The organism is Streptomyces sp. NPDC048473, assembly GCF_043200155.1.
Classification (GTDB): Bacteria; Actinomycetota; Actinomycetes; order Streptomycetales; family Streptomycetaceae; genus Streptomyces.
The window spans coordinates 33,259-50,139 of record NZ_JBICXE010000045.1 but is presented as its reverse complement, the minus strand read 5'-3'; the positions used below and the strand labels follow the sequence as shown (position 1 = coordinate 50,139).

The following is a 16,881-nucleotide window of genomic DNA, read 5'->3' as shown; positions in this document are numbered from 1 at the left end:
CCACGACTCCACCAACTCCCGCTCGGTGTCGCCGAGCAGGACGACGTCCCCGAACGCGGTGTCCGGTTCGCAGACCATCGACTCCAGCACCCGCACGTAGTAGTCCCGCATCAACGCCACCTGGTCCTCGACCAGAACACCGAGGTGGTAGTCGAGGCTCAGGAGCAGCCGTGTGGAGTACGGATTGCGGATCACGCCGACACTCAGCGGGAAGTTGGTCGGCTCGGCACGCAGCGTGCTGAAGCTGTCGATCTTCCCGTCCACGATCGTCAGGCGACCCTCACCGAACTCGTCGGTGAGCACGTGGAAGTGGTTGTACACGAAGCTGGTCTCGAACAGGGCCTCGCCACCCATGCGACGCTGCAACGCCCCCAGCGGATATCGGCGGTGCGGCAGCATGTCCTGCTCGGCCTCGAACACCGCGCGTACGAGGTCCAGCCAACTGCCCTCCGGCAGTTCCAGCCGGAACGGGACGGTGTTCAGGAAGAGCCCCCGCACCTCGGTCGCCCCGGCCTCCTCCAGCCGTCCGTTGGACGAGAGCCCGGCCAGCACGTCCGTGCTTCCGGTGACCAGACTCATGACCCGCAGATGCGCTGCCAGCATCACGGACTTCAGCGGCACCCCACAGCGCTTGGCCAGCGCCAGCAGTTCGTCGCACAGCTCCGCCGGCAACAGCGTCTCGATCGAGCCGTGCTTCTCCGCCGTGTGCAGCACCCGCCACTCGTTCTCGCGCTCGGGCGTGGCCAGCCGGGCGTCGTGCCGGTCCGGCCAGCGCGGCAGCCGGCCCGTGGGCCGGTCCGTGAGCCGCTCCAGCCAGAACGCCTCGCTCTCCTCGGAGCGCAGCACCTCCCGTTCCGCCGCGATGAAGTCGCGGTACGCGGACTCGGGCGGGTCCAGGGCGACGACCGTACCCGCACCGGTCGCGAGCCGGTGGTAGAGGCCGGTGATCTCGGCGAGCGTGGAATGGAGGCTCCAGCCGTCGAAAATGGCGTGGTGCTCGGTCACCGTCCACTGGAACGCATCGTCGGAGAGCCAGTGGATACCGAACCGCAGCAACGGCGGCCGGGAGTGGTCGAACACATGGGAGCGTTCGAAGGTCACGTATGCGGCGATCGCCGCCTGTTGAGCCTCGTCGTCGAGTGTGCGCAGATCGGACACCACGCACGGCATCTCCGCCGTGGCATGCACCAGCTGGAGCGGCTCGCTGTAACCGCTCAGCTCCAGGGACGTGCGGAGAATGGGGTGGCGTTCCACGACCAGGCGGAGCGCCTCCTTGAAGCTGCGCTCGTCGAACCGGCCGTTGATGCGCATGCTGTCCACGTTGTGGTACGGCAGCCGTTCACGGTCCAGCTCCATCTCGTAGATCATGCCGACCTGGAGTTCCGCCATCGGATAGGCGTCCACGAGGCCCTGCGGCAGCCGCGCTTTATCTTCGGTGCTCACCATGGAGAACGGCTCATGGTCGCGCTGCGGGGTTTCGGAGGCCGAGTGGGTGGAGGCGGCCTCGGCCAGCCCCGCCGGGGTGGGCGTGCGGAAGAGGTCCTGCAGCTCGAAGCCGACCCCCTGGTTACGAGCCAGCCCCAGTACCTGGATGCTCCGGATGGAGTCGCCGCCGAGGTCGAAGAAGTTGTCGTGGCGGCCGACGCGGTCGACGCCGAGAACGTTGCTCCAGATCGTCGCGAGCAGCTCTTCGGTCCCGGGCAGCGGAGCGATGAACTCGGCTGTCAGTTCCGGGCGTTCGGTCGTCGGAGCGGGCAACGCCCGGTGGTTGAGCTTGCCCTGCGGAGTGAGCGGCAGGGCGTCGAGGAAGACGAAGTTCCTCGGGATCATGTAATCGGGGAGGTGGCCGGCGAGGGCGTCTCGGAGATCGCTGGTGGTGGGCCGGTCGGCGTCCGGCTCCGGCACGAGATAGGCGACGAGATCCGTGTGGTCGCCGAGATCGTCCCGGACGACCACGACGGCCTGTCGGATCTCGGGCTGCCGCCCCAGCCGGGCCTCGATCTCGGGCAGTTCGATGCGGTAGCCACGTACCTTTACCTGGGCGTCGGCCCGGCCGAGGTATTCCAGGTCGCCGGCGGGTGTCCAGCGGGCGAGGTCCCCGCTGCGGTAGAGCCGGGCTCCCGGCGTACGGCCGAGACGGTCCGGCACGAAACGCTGTGCGGTGAGCGCAGGTTGGCCTGTGTAGCAACGCGTCACGCCGGGCCCGCCGACGTAGAGCTCCCCGACGACACCGATCGGACTCGGATCGCCCGACGGATCCAGGACGTAGAGACGGAGATCGGGCAGCGCCCTGCCGATCCGGCTGAACGTACCGTCGAGCTGGCCCTCGTCCACCTCGGTGTACGTCACGTGCACGGTGGTCTCGGTGATGCCGTACAGGTTGATGAGAAGCGGTGAGGCGTAGCCGTGACGGGCGCCCCAGCGACGCACCGACGCCCGGTTCAGCGCCTCGCCCGCGAACAGCACCGCCCGCAGGGCCAGTTCACCACCCTCCATCGCGTCGACCGTCTCGAACTGCCGGAAGGCCGAGGGCGTTTGGCTGAGCATCGTGACTGATCGGTCGCGTACGAGTGCGTAGAACGCCTCCGAGTCCCGGCTGGTCAGGTACGGCACCACGACTAGACGCCCGCCGGTGGTGAGTGCGCCCCACATCTCCATGACCGACACGTCGAAGGCGTAGCTGTGGAAGAGGCTCCAGGTGTCGTCGGGACCGAACGGGAGGCGCTGTTGCGTGGCACTGAAGAGGCGGGTCACGTTGGCGTGGGTGACGGTGGTGCCCTTGGGCTGTCCGGTGGATCCCGAGGTGAAGATGACGTAGCAGGCGTGGTCGGGGTCGAGGTGCTGGGGGAGGGAGGCGAGGGTCTGGTCGAGGTCGGGCGGGGTGGTGGCGGCCTGGAGGGTGTCGATGTTCAGGGTGTGCCAGGGGCCGTGGGGGATGGTGTTGTGGGTGGGTTGGTGGGTGAGGACGAGGGTGGCGTCGACTTCGGTGAGCATGTGGTGCAGGCGGTCGGTGGGGAAGGCGGTGTCGAGGGGGACGTAGACGCCGTGGGCCATGAGGACGGCGAGGGTGGTGATGACGGTGTCGAGGGATCGCTCGACGCACACTCCGACGCAGACCTCGGGTCCTACACCGCGTTCGGCCAGTAGTGCGGCGATCTGGGCGGCGCGGCCGGCGAGTTCGGCGTACGTGAGGGTGTCGTCGTCGCAGACCACGGCCACGGCATCGGGGGTTTCCAGTGCCCGGCGTATCACCAGCTCGTGGATCGCGGCGACCGGGAGTTCTGCGCCGTCGCCCGCCCACGACTCCACCAACTCCCGCTCGGAGGGTGCCATGAGCGGCAGCCGGCTCACCGGGAGGTCGGGCGTGGCGAGGATCTGACCGAGCAGGATCTGCCAGTGGTCCACCAGGGTACGGATGGTGTCGGCGTCGAACAGGTCCGTCGCGTATTCGACCTGGAGATGGAGCCCGTCCGGGCGCCGATACACCGACCAGGTCAGGTCGAACTTCGCGGTCCCCGTGGCCACCATGGAGCGCTCGACGCTCAGCCCCTCACCGAAGGGCTCCAGCGGCTCCTCCTCGTGGAACGCGAAGAGCGTCTGCACAATCGGGTTGTGACTGAGCGACCGCTCGGGGTGCAGCTGCTTCACGGCGAGATCGAACGGGGCCCTGCTGCGGGAGAGCGCGCTCAGCAGCGACGCGCGGGAGCGCGCCACGAGTTCCCGGAAGCCGGGATCGTCCCCCAGATCCACCCGGAGGACGAGCGTGTCGACGAAGAAGCCGACCAGATCGTTGAGCTTGGCGTTGTCCCGGCCCGCCACCGGCGAACCGACGACGACATCGCTGCTCCCCGAGTGGCGCGCGGCGAGCACCTGGAAGGCGGCGAGCATCACCGTGTACAGGCTGACGTTCTCCTCGGCGGCGAACGCCTCCAGTGCCCCCGAAGACAATCCGGTGAGCGGGAAGTCGTCCGTCTCGCCCCGGTAACTCATCTCCGCCGGACGGGGGCGGTCCGTGCCGAGGTCCAGCACGGCCGGAGCGTCGGCCAGCGCGTCCGTCCAGGCTGCCAGGGCCTTCTCCGTGCGAGGGCCGCGCAGCGTCTCGCGCTGCCACAGCGCGTAGTCGGCGTACTGGACCGGCGGCGGCTCGGCCGACCCGCCGCCGGCACGATACGCCTCGTTCAGCCGGCGCTGGAACACATCGAGCGACCAGCCGTCGCAGGCGATGTGGTGGAAGGTCAGCTGCAACCAGTGGTCGTCCTCGGACAGCCGGTACAGCGACGCACGCAGCATCGGATCCCGGGCCAGGTCGAACGGCCTGCGGGCATCCGCCTCGACGGCCTCCTGTGCGCTGCGGACGCGGTCGGCGAGTGCGAGGCCGGTGAGGTCGACGAGCGGGCAGTCCGTCTCACGGGCGTCCAGCAACCGCTGGCGCGGCTCCCCGTTCCCGTCCGCCTCGAAGACGGTGTACAGGGCATCATGACCGGCCGCGGCTGTACCGACGGCGGCCGTCAGGCGGGCGGCGTCCAAGGGGCCGGTGAAGCGAAGAACGACCGGAATGTTGTAGACGGCGTTGTCCCCGAGCCAGCGGTCGAGGAACCAGAGCCGCTGCTGGCCGAAAGAGAGCGGACCGCGCTCATCCGGCCTGGCGCGGAGCCGGCCGGCCGACGACGGTCTCCTTCCGCCTCCCGTACGCGCGTCTTCTTCGGCGTTCTCGTCGGTCGTGGGGATGCCGTCCATGATGACGCCCTTCTCACCGGTCCACTAAAGGTCCAATAAAACGAAACGCGGCCGCGGTTTCCTGAAGAGCACACAGAGCAGTGCGTACGTGCATCGCCGAAGAGAACCTGTGAACGCTGCGAAGAACTGCGGGATTAATTGCACGGGACATGGAGGAGCGGTGTCACATTAGAGAGGCGCATCAGGGCCGGTCAACCCCCATGATCGGCTCCTGACCTGCGACTTTTAACGAGCGGAAGGGTTTTGGATCACATACTTAGCGTAAATTTAGGGAAGTAATAGAGCTAAATAAGCGCACGTTCGTCTTGTATATGAACGGCAGATTGAATCGCGTTCGGACGCGGCGTTCCTGCGCGGTCCGTCGAGGTTCGCGGGGGAGTTGCGAGGGACCGTCGGAGGGGCTGTCAGCAGGGCAGCCGTGACGGGATGTGCGCCGATATCGGGCCGGCGAGAGGAAATCGGTGTCCACGGCCGAACCGCCGCGCTGCCACCCGAGGGGGGATCACTGCCGAGCCAGCACGGTCGAACTGCTCGCCAGGCGACAGGAAATGGTCCACAGGCCGATTTCGGCCGCCTGCCGGCCCGCCGCCTCCACCTGGGCACGCTCCTGCTGGTACCAGGCGAACGGGTCCGCCAGCAGACGGTCGATCAGGCTCCGCGGCATCGCATGGCAGCGGATGGGCTCATCCGGTACGGGCGGGTCTCCGTACCCGCCGCGGCGCTGCGCTTCTCCGGTGAGATACGCCAAGGTGTCGAGCACGCGCCGCAACGCCGCCCGCTGGTCCTCCGGCGACTCCTCCGCAGCCAGGCGCTCCAGGGCGAAGGCCCGAACAAAGGCGGGGAAGCGGTACCGGACGGCTCTGGACGCCTGGTCCACCACCGCGTCGAGCAGGTAGGACTCGGTGAGCTCGTCCAGCAGGTCCTGGGCGCGGTGCGGTTCGCATTCGAGGAGGGGGGCGCCGACCCAGGGGGCGAAGTCGGGTATCTCCAACTGCGCGAGGCGGCGCAGAGCCCGCTGGGCCTCCGGGCTGAGCGCCTCGTAAGCAGGGGTCATGCATGTGCGGACCGCCTGCTCCACGTGGCGCAGTTCGTCCGGGCGGCGGGTCGTGTCGGCGCACCGGTCCACCGCCTCGGCCTGGATGACGGCGTCCGCCACGGCCCGGTGCGGCCGGGCGGCCAGGCGTGCGGCGGCAGCGCGCAGCACGAGCGGCAGATCGTCACAGGCACGGCAGAGCTCCTCGACGGCCAGCGGTTCGGCGGTGACCCGCCGCCTGCCGATGATTTTCATCAGCATTTCCACGGAGCTTTCCCGCCGGAACCGGGAGAGCTCGATGCGGGTGTCCGCGGGCAGCCCGGTGAAGCGCCGCCACGAAGTGATCAGCACCCGCGATCCGGACGACCCGGGGAGCAGCGGGGCGACCTGGCACTCGGACGCCGCGCCGTCCAGCACGACGAGGACCCGGCGCTCCGCCAGCAGGTCACGGTACATCTCGGCGCGCTCCTCGACGCTGCTCGGGACGGCTTCGTCGGCCACCCCGAGCGCGCGCAGGAAGCGCCGGAGCACCTCGGCGGCGTTCGTCGGGTGGCCCGGGGCGCCGGACAGTTTCGCGAAGAGCTGCCCGTCGGGGTAGTCCGGGGCGAGCCGATGGGCGACATGCACGGCCAGGGTCGTCTTGCCGGAGCCACCGCGTCCGGTGATCACGGTGACGGGGACGACAGTCCGGGGTGCGTCGGTGCGGGTGGGAGCGGCCAGAATGCGCTGGATCGCTCGCGTGCGGCCGGTGAAGTCGGCGATATCGGCGGGCAGCAGCCGCGGAATCTTGTGCGCCGGAACTGCCGGAACTGCCGGGAACGTCGGACGTACCGGGTCCGCCGGGCCGCTGCCGGGTCCGTCCGGCTCGGCGGTGGGCTCCGTCACCTTGATGAAGGGCTGGACCCGGAGCGGTGTGCCCCACTCCTCCTCCCCTGCCAGGATCATGCGGTGCAGTCGCTGCAGTTCCGCGCCGGGCTCGATGCCGAGCCTCTCGACGAGGGCCGCCCGCGCCTGGCGGTAGGCGTCCAGGGCCTCGGCCTGCCGTCCCGCGCGGTGGAGGGCGGTCATCAGAAGCACTCGCAGGCATTCCCGGAGGGGGTGGGCGGCGACCAGAGCGCCGAGTTCACTCACGGCGCGGTGGTGGTTGCCGAGCCGTAGTTCCAGTTCGAGACATTGTTCCTGTACGGCGAGGCGGCGCTCGTCGAGTTGGACGGCGTTTGCCCGTACCGGCTTGCTGCTGACATCGGTCAGGGCGTGGCCCTGCCACAGCCCTAACGCGGCCCGTAACTCCTTGACCGCTTGTTGGGGTTGATGGGCGGCAGCGGCTCTTGCGCCTGCGGCGACCCGTTCCTCGAAGACGTGGAGGTCGAGCTGCCCCTCGGCCAGCCGTAAGAGATAACCGGGAGAGCGCGTCACGATGGGCCCGGGATGGGGCCCCGAGCGGAGTATGCGCCGCAGCGCGCAGATGCCGATCTGTACCTGGGTGCGGCTCGTCGCCGGCGGCTTCCGCTCCCATATGGCCTCCACCAGACGGTCATTGGAGACGACGCGTCCCGATTCGAGGAGCAGCATCGCCAGAACCGTGCGTTGGCGCTGCCCGCTGACATCTATGTGTCTGCCGTCGTCCACGACTTCGAGCGGCCCCAGAATCCTGAACTGCATGGGTCCCCTCCGAGGCGGTGCCGGCTCGGAGAGGGTGATGGCGACCGGCCTGACGCACAGGCCCGCCGACCTCCACCGTGCCTGGCGTGTTCGAATGATGGAGCAGAGTGTACGAAAAGCGGATACAGGATGTGCATTCGAATGATTGCATGATCGAAAGGGGCCAGTCAACGACTCACTGCCCTGGCCTCGTCCGTCAACTTCTTTTCTGTTCAAACGCGTTATGAGGTGCCGCTATCCGTGAGTTCCGGAAAAAGAACGTCCGAAATTCCACGTTTGAAGTGCGGGCACCCTGGCTCTCTCCGGGCGTGCAGGAGTCGTTCGGGCGTGGGTCCGTGGCCGTAGCCGCACGGGGCGTGGGGAGTCCGTCCCGGAGTGGCGGAATAGGCGACTTCGCCCGTTGTCGTGAGCTGCCTGTGCTGGTCAGGGGGATGTTCGTGGCCGCGCCCGGCTTCTGGCCGGCTGGCAGCCGTTCGTCGGGAATGAGCTCGACGCGCGAACCGTGCGTACCTGGCCGCTCTTGTAGAAGTCGGTCAGCGGGTGAAGGACGACAAGGCCCGTGGGTGTGTCAGGGCCGCCGCGAAGGAGGGAACCCAGGGGGCGGTCGGCGCCGAGGACGACGGTGGTCGTGCCGCTGAGTGCTGGGGGATCGGCTTGCCGGAGTGGTGCGGAGATTTCTTCCGCGGCATCGATCCAGGGGACGTCGCGGGGGGCACCTTCGCCACCAGTAGACCTTCCGCCCCTCAACCTCGGCTTCCGGCCCTCCGGAGGCTATGTGCCCCGGCGCGCGAACCGACAGAACCCGGTCAGGCGGTCCTACGTGACTGCAGACTCAGGAGCGACGGCGTCCCCTACGCCATGCTCGATGCAGCCCGCCTGCGCAACTTGCAGTGACTGCCGCTCGGGCGACGACCGACATTCCCAGGTCGCCGCCGCCGACGCCCTCTTCTGCGCAACGGTCTCCTACGCCGTCGCCCACGCCTTCGAGCGAATCACCGGAGCTGCTGAAGAGGACTTCTACGAGGTGTTGGACCGGCACCGGGCCGTGGAGGCGGTCCAGGAGCATGACGCTGTGTTCCTCAGGCCCGTGGCGGGCCGAGGTATCCGTCCGTGGCGTCAGCCCGCCATCGGCAGGACCCTCCGCGACGGCACCGCGCCCAGTTCGTCCACGGCCACCGCCTCCCCGCTGTCCGCGTCGACATAACTGACACGGACGATCGGGTCGTCACCGGTGTCGCGGCCGGCCGTGGCGTCGAGTGCGAACACCACCGTGACCGGGCGCGCGCTCTCCCGGTCCCCGTACACACCCGAGTACTGGAGAATGCGCCAGCCGTCGTCCTCCCAGTGGTCCAGCAAGGCGGACCGGACCACTGGTGCGGCGGCCTGCCAGGCAAGGGAGTTCTCCAGGAGTTCGACGCTCGCCGCGACCGGCACCTGGTCGGTGGCGGTGCCGAGGAGGGGGTGACCGAAGACACGCAGCCTCGTCCGGCGCAGTGGCAGCAGCCACCACCGGTCGAGGTCGGCCGAGAGGGCGACCAGTACCGCCGCCGCCCCGGCCAGGAAGACAAGGGCACCGGCAGGCCGCTCGGAGACGGCCGACCACCAGGTGCCCTGTGCCACCGCCACCGTGGCCCCGCCGATGAGCACGACCGCCGCCCGCGCGAACGCCCGCCAGGTGATGGGGGTGTCCTCACTTGCCGAGCAGCCGCAGGAGGACTCCGGTGCCACGGCCCGGCCGTAGCCGAGGTAGCCGAGGAAGCCCGCCCCGAGGACCGCGGCGGCGGCCCCCGGCACCGGGTTCGCCGGGACCACCAGCAGACCTGCGGCGATCAGGAGTTCGGCTGCGCCGGTCGCCCGCAGCCCCGTCGTGGCCCGCTCACTGCTGCGCAGCATGCGGGCCAGCGCCGTCTTCGGCGCCTGCTGTGCGGTCCCTCGGCCGAACGCCTTGACCGCTCCGGTCCACCCGAGCAGGCCCGCAAGGACCAGCGGGGCGAGGCCCGTTGTCAGTGACAGCATCTCTTCCTCTCTCTGTGTCCTTGGGCCTGCATCAGTGCCCGACGGAGATGCGGACGACGTCCACGGAGTTGTCGGACGGCCGCCAGGCACCGAGCACCTGGGCGCTCTGTCCGATGCGCAGCCGGGACAGGTCGGACGTCAGTGCACGGCCCGCGTAGGAGGCGCTGGCGTCCGGGGCGACGTGACCGACCAGTTCGTGCTGCCCGTGGGCGAGGTGCAGCCGGTTCTTCGCGATGCCGCGGATCTGCGTGTCCAGGTTCACGATGTTCACCCACACCGCGTCGGCGGCCACGGTGCCGTCGGGCATCTTGACGCCGCGTGCGTAGAGCCCGTCGCCGACCTCGATCACTTCGGCCGTGGTGGCGCGCACCTTCCACACGCTGGTGACGTTGGTCATCTGCACCCGGGAGTGGCCGCCATTGGATCCGGCCACCTCCAGGATGCTGCCGGTGATTCCCGTGATGCGGCCCTCCACGAAGGTGGACCTGGCTATCGCGGGGTCGAGCGAGGGTTCCGCGGCGAAGGCGGCCTCGGCGTCGAGGCCGCCGAGCGCGGTCGCACCGATGATGGTCGCACCGCCGAGGGCGGCATTGGTGAGGAAGCGCCGGCGGCGCATCCCGTCGGCCCGGTCGTGTCGTACGGTCATGTCGGTCCTCCTCACTCGTAGATGTAGACCGGCAGCTTGCCCGAGCTCAGGTTGCCGATCGCCGAGAAGGCGGCCGGCGTCAGGTCGAGGACGCGGTTGGTGCGACAGGTGCCGTTGCAGCAAGTCGCCTCGCCGCACCAGTCCTTGGTGCGCGGGCCGCAGTCGGTGATCGTGATGCACACCGTCGCGCCCGAGCACTGGTGCTTGACGTTCATGACCGCACCGCAGCCGCGTCTGGGGATGTTCTCGCCACAGAGGTCGGGCCGGGTGATGTTCCAGCACGCCTGTGAGGCGTTGGGCCACGCACCGTGGTGTGCGCTGGACTGGCAGTTGCCGCAGGCGCCGCCGCCGGCACTGGAGCATGGCCCCCAGGCGTTGCCGCAGCAGAACCAGCTGGTTTCACCGGCCCACAGGCTGGTTGATCCGCAAGCCATCGTGTTGCCCCTCCTAGGAAATGACAAGTGCATGACAAGCACTGGACCGGCCGTCGACAGGCACATGCGAAGCAGGGATGCCCGTGTTGCGGCCGGGGATGGTTGTGCGAGCGAAGCAAGTCAATGATGCGCGTAGATAAGCCGGTTGCATAGATGGCCTGGTTCCGCATGGCCGAGGGCCTCGCTCCGCGTCGATCGATGGAGGCGAATCCGTCCGCGCGGCGCGCCGACGCTTAACTCCCTGGTCCTGCACGACGACCGAGGTGACTGGCGAACCACTCTCTGGCCAGGTCCGCCACCTTCCCGAGGGCACCGGGCTCCTCGAACAGATGAGTGGCGCCGGCGACCACGGCCAGTCGGCTCTCGCAGCGCAGCAGTGCCTGGGCCTGGCGGTTGAGGTCCAGCACCACCCCGTCTTCGCCTCCGACGATGAGCAGCGTGGGCGCGGTCACCGCCGGCAGCCGGGGTCCGGCCAGATCGGGCCTGCCGCCGCGGGAGACGACCGCCACAGCCGGGGAGTCCGGCTCCGCCGCCGCCCACAACGCGGCGCCCGCGCCGGTGCTGGCGCCGAAGTAGCCGACCGCGAGACCCTGCGTCTCGGGCTGGTCGAGCAGCCAGCGGGTGGCGTCGGCCAGGCGGCGGGCCAGCAGGGCGGTGTCGAAGACGTGGGCGCGGTCCAGTTCTTCCTCCGCCGTGAGAAGGTCGAACAGCAGCGTGGCCAGGCCGGCTTTGTTCAGCGAGGCCGAGACGAAGCGGTTGCGCGGGCTGTGCCGGCTGCTGCCGCTGCCGTGGGCGAACACCACGATGCCCGTGGCCCCTTCGGGGACAGACAGTTGCCCGTGGAGCCGGACCGGTCCGGCATGCACGACGACTTCCGGATCCGCGGCCGCCATCGCCGCTCCTCCCATGATTGCTGCGTCTACGCGCCGCTGCTCAATGACCTCAAGAAGGCGGGCTCCACTGACCGACGCTGTCCGAAAGGCGCAGGACGCCAAACTGTCATCACGGCTCTCGGCTGTCGACCGGACTTCTTGCCGACCCTTTACCCACGCTACTCGCGTTCCGCCGAGGCGCGAGCGGCTTCACCACCGGAGTCCACCGTGACCGCCTCTTCGGCGCGCCAGGGATCCATGCCTCTGCACCGGCTGGCCGCGGACACTACCGCCTCGTCGCGGACACCGGCCGCGGGCACCGCGGACCAGGTCCTCCGGAGAAGCTGCGCCCATCTCTCCCGCTCCGTACCGGCTCATCCCTTGATGACGCCCAGCGGCACCAGGCGGGCGACCGGCCGGGCGAGTCCGGCGCCCTCGGTGACGTAGGCGACCGCGTCGACGTCCTTGTACGCCTGCGGCGCCTCCTCGGCGAGACCACGCCACGAGGAGGGGCGCACGGCGATGCCTCGCGCCTCCAGCTCGCCGCGAAGCTGCTCCCCACGGACCATGCGCAGCGCGTGATGGCGGCTCCAGACCCGGCCGGCGCCGTGGCAGGCGGAGTGGAAGGCGTCGTTGCCGGGCAGGCCGACCATCACGTACGAGGCGGTGCCCATCGTCCCGGGGACCAGTACCGGCTGGCCCGCCTGGAGGAGGTCCTCGGGCAGGCTCGGGTCGCCGGGCGGCAGCGCCCGCGTCGCGCCCTTGCGGTGGACGCACAGTGGACGTGCCACACCGTCCACTTCGTGGGTCTCGATTTTGGCGGTGTTGTGCGAGATGTCGTAGACTAGTTCAAGACCGACTCCCGCAGCCGTCGCGAAGGCGTGGCGGGTGGCTTCGGACAACAGCTGGCGGTTGGCCCGGCCGTAGTTGGCCGCCGCCGCCATCGCCCCCAGGTAGGCGCGGCCCCGTGGCGAGTCGACCGGCGTACAGGCCAGCTGCCGGTCCGGGACCTGGATGCGGTGCCGGTGCATTTCCTGGTCCATCACGCGGACGTGGTCGGTGCACACCTGGTGTCCCAGGCCGCGCGAGCCGCAGTGGATCATGACGCACACCTGGCCCACCCGCAGCCCGAAGACCGCGGCGGTGGCCGTGTCGTAGATCTGGTCGACCGCCTGGACCTCCAGGAAGTGGTTGCCCGAGCCGAGGCTTCCCACCTGGTGGAGGCCGCGCTCGACGGCCCGCGTGCTCACCTGCCCCGGGGCCGCGCCGTCCAGGACGCCGCAGTCCTCGCAGCGCGCGAGGTCGCGCGGCACACCGTGCCCGCGCTCGACCGCGTACCGAGCGCCGCCGACCAGCAGCTCGTCCATCTCACCGGTCCCCGACAGCTTCCACAGGCCGCCGCGCCCCATGCCGCGCGGGATGGTGCTGTCGAGGATGTCCATCAGCCGCCGCATCCGGTCGTGGCCGAGCGCCTCGCGGTCGATGCCGGCGGCCAGCAGCCGTACGCCGCAGGAGATGTCGAACCCGACGCCGCCGGGCGAGATGACCCCGCCGTGGGAGATGTCGGTGGCGGCCACCCCGCCGATCGGGAAGCCGTAGCCCCAGTGGACGTCGGGCATGGCGAAGGAGGCGCGGACGATGCCGGGCAGCGTCGCCGCGTTCGCCACCTGCTCCATCGCCTTGTCCCCGGCCGCCTGCGGCAGCAGCGCCCGCGAGGCGAACACCACCCCGGGTACGCGCATCGGCTCCCGCTGCTCGATACGGAAGCGGTACGGGCTCTTCTCCACCAGTGCGATGTCCACGTTCCTCACCTCCAGTCGACCGTCAGCCGTCCGGTCCGGTCGGCGACGGCGGTGCCGAACTCGGCGCAGGCGGCTGTGAGCCGCTCGCGGATCCACTCCCGGTCCTCGCCGCACGCCAGGCGGGTGTGGCAGTAGTCCAGGGCCAGCGGCACCGCCTGCACCCGGGCGGGAACCAGATGCGCGGCATCCGGGCCGTCCAGGGTCACCAGGAAGAGGAGCCCCAGGTCGTTGCGGAGGACCGGGTCGACGGCATAGTCGTCGACGAAGTCGCCCAGGTCGTAGAGGATCCGGTCGGCGACCCCGTGGAAGACATGGGCGGAGTGCCCGGCGACCAGCGTCGCTCCCGCCGCCAGCAGTTCCGGGGCCGCGGCCGAGATGTGGCGCGGAGGCCGGGAGGTCATGTTGGGGCCCCAGTGCGGAGTGACCAGTACGACATCCGCCGCCGCGGCGGCCCGGCCGACCGACTCCGTCAGCCAGCCGGGCACCCCGGCGTGGAGATCGGCCCAGGCCACACCGGTACGGTCCGACCCGGCCGCGTACTCCTGCGGGTGGTCCGTGACGCCCACCACCGCGAGCCGCACACCGCCCGCCTCCAGCACCGTGAACTCCCGGGCCGCGTGTACGTCCGCCCCGGCGCCGACCGCGTGGACGCCCGCCCCGACCAGCAGGGTGCAGGTGTCGGCCAGGGCGTCGAACCCGTAGTCCAGGGCGTGGTTGTTGGCGAGCGTCACACAGTTCACCCCCAGTTCGGCCAGTACCTTCGCGGCGGCGGAGGGAGCGCGGAAGAAGAAGGCCTTCCGCGGGTCGGGCCAGCGGTGCCCGCGGTCGGAGACACAGCACTCCAGGTTGAGCACGAACAGGTCAGCCTCCGCGAGCGCTTTCCTGACCCCCATGGAGACCAGCGTCCCCGGCACCGGCGAGCGGCGCAGCTCCTCGGCGACGCTGCGCCCGAGCATGGTGTCGCCTGCCAGTGCCACCGTGAGCGCCATGATCCTTATCCCTTCCCCGCCCTGCACTCAGACGTCGAGGGTCACCCGGCAGGTCCAGCCGCCGGGGCCGCCCCGAAGCTCCAGGTCGTGCAGCGAAACGGCCTTCGGTACCGCACCGACCGCCACGGCGGTGTCGGCGTCGGCCATCCGGAAGCGGACCGACAGGCCCCGGCCGTCCCCCGCCGACCGGATCGCGCCCACCTGAACACCGAGCGGGATCTCACCGTCGGCATCCATCCGGTAGACGACCTCCTCCAGGACGGACACCAGCAGATCCTCGTCGGACTCCGCCGTCACCGCGCATGTGCGTTCCCCGACAACCGCGGCCCCGGACGTGTCGGCGAAGCCCTCCACCACCGCGCACACGGCCTCGCCGATGCACCCCTCGGCCGTCGGCGACCACGCCTCCACCCGCATGTCCGCGGTGTGTGGCACAGTCCAGTGTCCACTCGCGCCGGGCTGCTTCCCCACAGGTTCCCGACCGTCCACGGTCGGCGCCTCTCCGTCGTCTCCGGATGCACAGCCTGATGCCGAGTTTCCCGAGCCGCGGGCCGTGCCTCCTCCAGAGTCGTCCCGTACACCGCTCCAGGGCAACCTGCACGAGGCGCGACCACCCGTCGGCGTTGCACACAGTCACTCGTCTTTCCCCACCTCGTGACCACCGGCAATCGACAGATGACATACGGTAGTTGTCTCTCGCCGTTCTCGTGAAGGAGTGCCGGTGGCACACGCGGCGGACGACACCGGGTATGAGCGACTGTGGGTCTTCGAGCGCGTGCTCCTTGCCGAGCCGGCCACCCACGGTCTGCCTACCCCGTGGCCCGCCGCTGTGGCGCAGCGTACGTCCACAGTTCGCTTGCTCAAGCCTGGGCCCGGGCCTGCACGTTGCTCGGCCGAGGCGGCAGCGGCCCCGGGCGGATGACGATGACGTTCAGCTCGTGAGCCGCCGCGGCAGTGCGATGCTCCTCTCCGTGGTTGCCGTGCCGGACTCGCTGTGTGCGAGGTACGAGAGCTCGGCCGTGCCGGTCCCCGTGACCGCGTAGGTCACCTCGGCGGTCGGGACGGCGTGGAACTTCGGCGCGTCAGGAGTGGTGAAGACCCCGTAACCGGTGAGTCCGCCGCACGCGAGCAGTAAGGCGGCCGCGATCGCCAGGCCGCGCCGGTCCGGGCCGTGCTTCCCGGTGTTCTCCGGCTCAGGGATGACGACCAGGGGGATATCGATCACCGGGGCCAACGGTTCTCGTCCTTGAACTGGGACCACCTGCCGCCCCCGCAGTCGCCACCGCCGCGGTGCTGCACGCTGCGGACCACGTGCTCGCACTTCACCGGGCCTGGGCGAACCGGCTGTCGCGGGCCACCACGCCGGCGTCAGATGGCGACCTGGGGAGCGCCCTCCGGGGCACGCAGCAGGCCTTCCGGTAGATAGCCGGACCTGATGCGCAATTCCCACCCGTGCACCTGGACAGCCAGCGCGGCCAGAGCGATCGTGCCGACCGGCAGCAGGCTTCGGGGGACGGCATCGGCTGCTGCGTTCTCGCGGTGCTCGACGAGACGGCCGGCGAGGGCCCGCTCGAAAGCCGGCTGGTCGTCCTCCAGGAGCATGCGCAGGAGCTGCTGATCCGGTGTCAGCGTACTGAGGGCATCCAATCGCCGAGCCGCCTCGGCGCGCTCCTCGACGTCCGGCTTGCACAGCGTCACGGAGGGCCAGTCCCGGGGCAGGTGCCCGCGTGCCTTGGTCAGGTAGCCGCACAACGCATCCATCTCCGCGAGGCCCGCCGGATCCGACCGCGACTCCAGCGGCGAGTACGGTACTCCGTCGCGGATCGCGGGCGCATAGTCCTCCCGTAGCAGCAGACCGATCACCCGGTCCCGCTCCCAGACCGCGCCACTGACCAGGCACATCGCGAACGCGTCCAGCCAGGTCCTCGTGGTGGGTGCGTGGTCCACCGCGTCCCCGAAACTGAAGTCCTCGCTGCTGAGCGTCTCGTCGATGAGAGGGAAGGGGACCTCGAAGTCGCCGTCGGGGAAGGAGCCGAGGCTCAGCACCCCGAGCGCGCACTCCGCAGCAGTACGCAGGACTATGCGTGAGGGGGCGGCGCTGAGCGTGGGGTCCTGAAGGGTACGAGCGGCGACGTGGTCGTGGAGTTCGTCGCACATCTCCTGAAGGGACTTCAGGGACAGGTCGCCGTAGCGCAGCCAGTGCCAGCGGCCGAACGCCCGGCCGTAGATGTCCTCCAGGGCTTGGGAGATCCGCTGCTCACTGACGCTGTGGCACGTCGCTTCCTGCACGCTGTCATCCTTCCTTGATCCTTCCGGTTTACGGCGTCACGCTATCAACCCTTCCATCGCTGAGCGCATCAACTTTCGTCGGTGCCCCTCACTTCGGGACGCAGTGCCGTCCGCTTTCCCCGTTGCCGAAACGCTCTGGCGAAGGGGCTGCTCGCGTGCCGGCGCCCTGTGCACCGGTGACCAGGTTGAAGCCGCCGCCGAGGGTTTCGTCGCGCATCTCCATGAGGCGTTCGGAGTCCGGGCAGGTGCGGGAGAGTCCGGCGCTTTCGACCTGGAGTCTCGCCGAGCCGGCCGACTTATGGTCACCGAGGGGCGCGTGGCGACACCAGCATCATCTGTGGTGCCAGAGCTGCGGAGCGGTCGAGGACGTCGAATGCGTCGTCAGGCATCCGACCTTCCTG

Annotated in this window: 11 protein-coding genes and 1 pseudogene; all 12 read right to left on the bottom strand. The window is 69.8% G+C overall.

Going from position 1 to position 16,881, the window contains the following annotated elements:
• A partial coding sequence (locus ACGFU7_RS39840) for an amino acid adenylation domain-containing protein (RefSeq protein WP_393702804.1) occupies positions 1-4,737 on the bottom strand: 4,737 nt, incomplete at its 3' end.
• A 502-nt stretch (positions 4,738-5,239) separates the two neighbouring features.
• Complete coding sequence (locus ACGFU7_RS39835) at positions 5,240-7,432, bottom strand: BTAD domain-containing putative transcriptional regulator (RefSeq protein ID WP_393702802.1); 2,193 nt, start codon at positions 7,430-7,432, stop codon at positions 5,240-5,242.
• A gap of 1,116 nt (positions 7,433-8,548) precedes the next feature.
• Positions 8,549-9,448, bottom strand: a complete 900-nt coding sequence (locus tag ACGFU7_RS39830) for a MauE/DoxX family redox-associated membrane protein (protein ID WP_393702800.1) — start codon at positions 9,446-9,448, stop codon at positions 8,549-8,551.
• A gap of 31 nt (positions 9,449-9,479) precedes the next feature.
• Complete coding sequence (locus tag ACGFU7_RS39825) at positions 9,480-10,094, bottom strand: cell wall protein (RefSeq protein WP_093895290.1); 615 nt, start codon at positions 10,092-10,094, stop codon at positions 9,480-9,482.
• A gap of 11 nt (positions 10,095-10,105) precedes the next feature.
• Positions 10,106-10,528, bottom strand: coding sequence for an RlpA-like double-psi beta-barrel domain-containing protein (locus ACGFU7_RS39820; protein ID WP_030926101.1), 423 nt, complete (start codon positions 10,526-10,528; stop codon positions 10,106-10,108).
• A 233-nt stretch (positions 10,529-10,761) separates the two neighbouring features.
• Positions 10,762-11,427: pseudogene (locus ACGFU7_RS39815) on the bottom strand (dienelactone hydrolase family protein); the annotation flags it as partial.
• Positions 11,428-11,774: 347 nt separating this feature from the next.
• Positions 11,775-13,202: an RtcB family protein gene (locus ACGFU7_RS39810; RefSeq protein WP_393702798.1), complete on the bottom strand. Its 1,428-nt coding sequence runs from the start codon at positions 13,200-13,202 to the stop codon at positions 11,775-11,777.
• Positions 13,203-13,207: 5 nt separating this feature from the next.
• Entirely contained in the window at positions 13,208-14,191 is a 984-nt protein-coding gene (locus tag ACGFU7_RS39805) for a CapA family protein (RefSeq protein WP_393702797.1), read from the bottom strand.
• Between the two features lie 27 nt (positions 14,192-14,218).
• The gene (locus tag ACGFU7_RS39800; RefSeq protein WP_393702796.1) at positions 14,219-14,626 is read right to left on the bottom strand and encodes an archease; all 408 of its coding nucleotides are present in this window, start codon (positions 14,624-14,626) and stop codon (positions 14,219-14,221) included.
• 496 nt (positions 14,627-15,122) lie between these two features.
• Entirely contained in the window at positions 15,123-15,416 is a 294-nt protein-coding gene (locus tag ACGFU7_RS39795) for a hypothetical protein (protein ID WP_393702795.1), read from the bottom strand.
• A gap of 143 nt (positions 15,417-15,559) precedes the next feature.
• Entirely contained in the window at positions 15,560-16,480 is a 921-nt protein-coding gene (locus ACGFU7_RS39790; protein WP_393702793.1) for an immunity 49 family protein, read from the bottom strand.
• A gap of 88 nt (positions 16,481-16,568) precedes the next feature.
• Positions 16,569-16,703: a hypothetical protein gene (locus ACGFU7_RS39785; RefSeq protein ID WP_393702791.1), complete on the bottom strand. Its 135-nt coding sequence runs from the start codon at positions 16,701-16,703 to the stop codon at positions 16,569-16,571.
• Positions 16,704-16,881 lie beyond the last annotated feature (178 nt).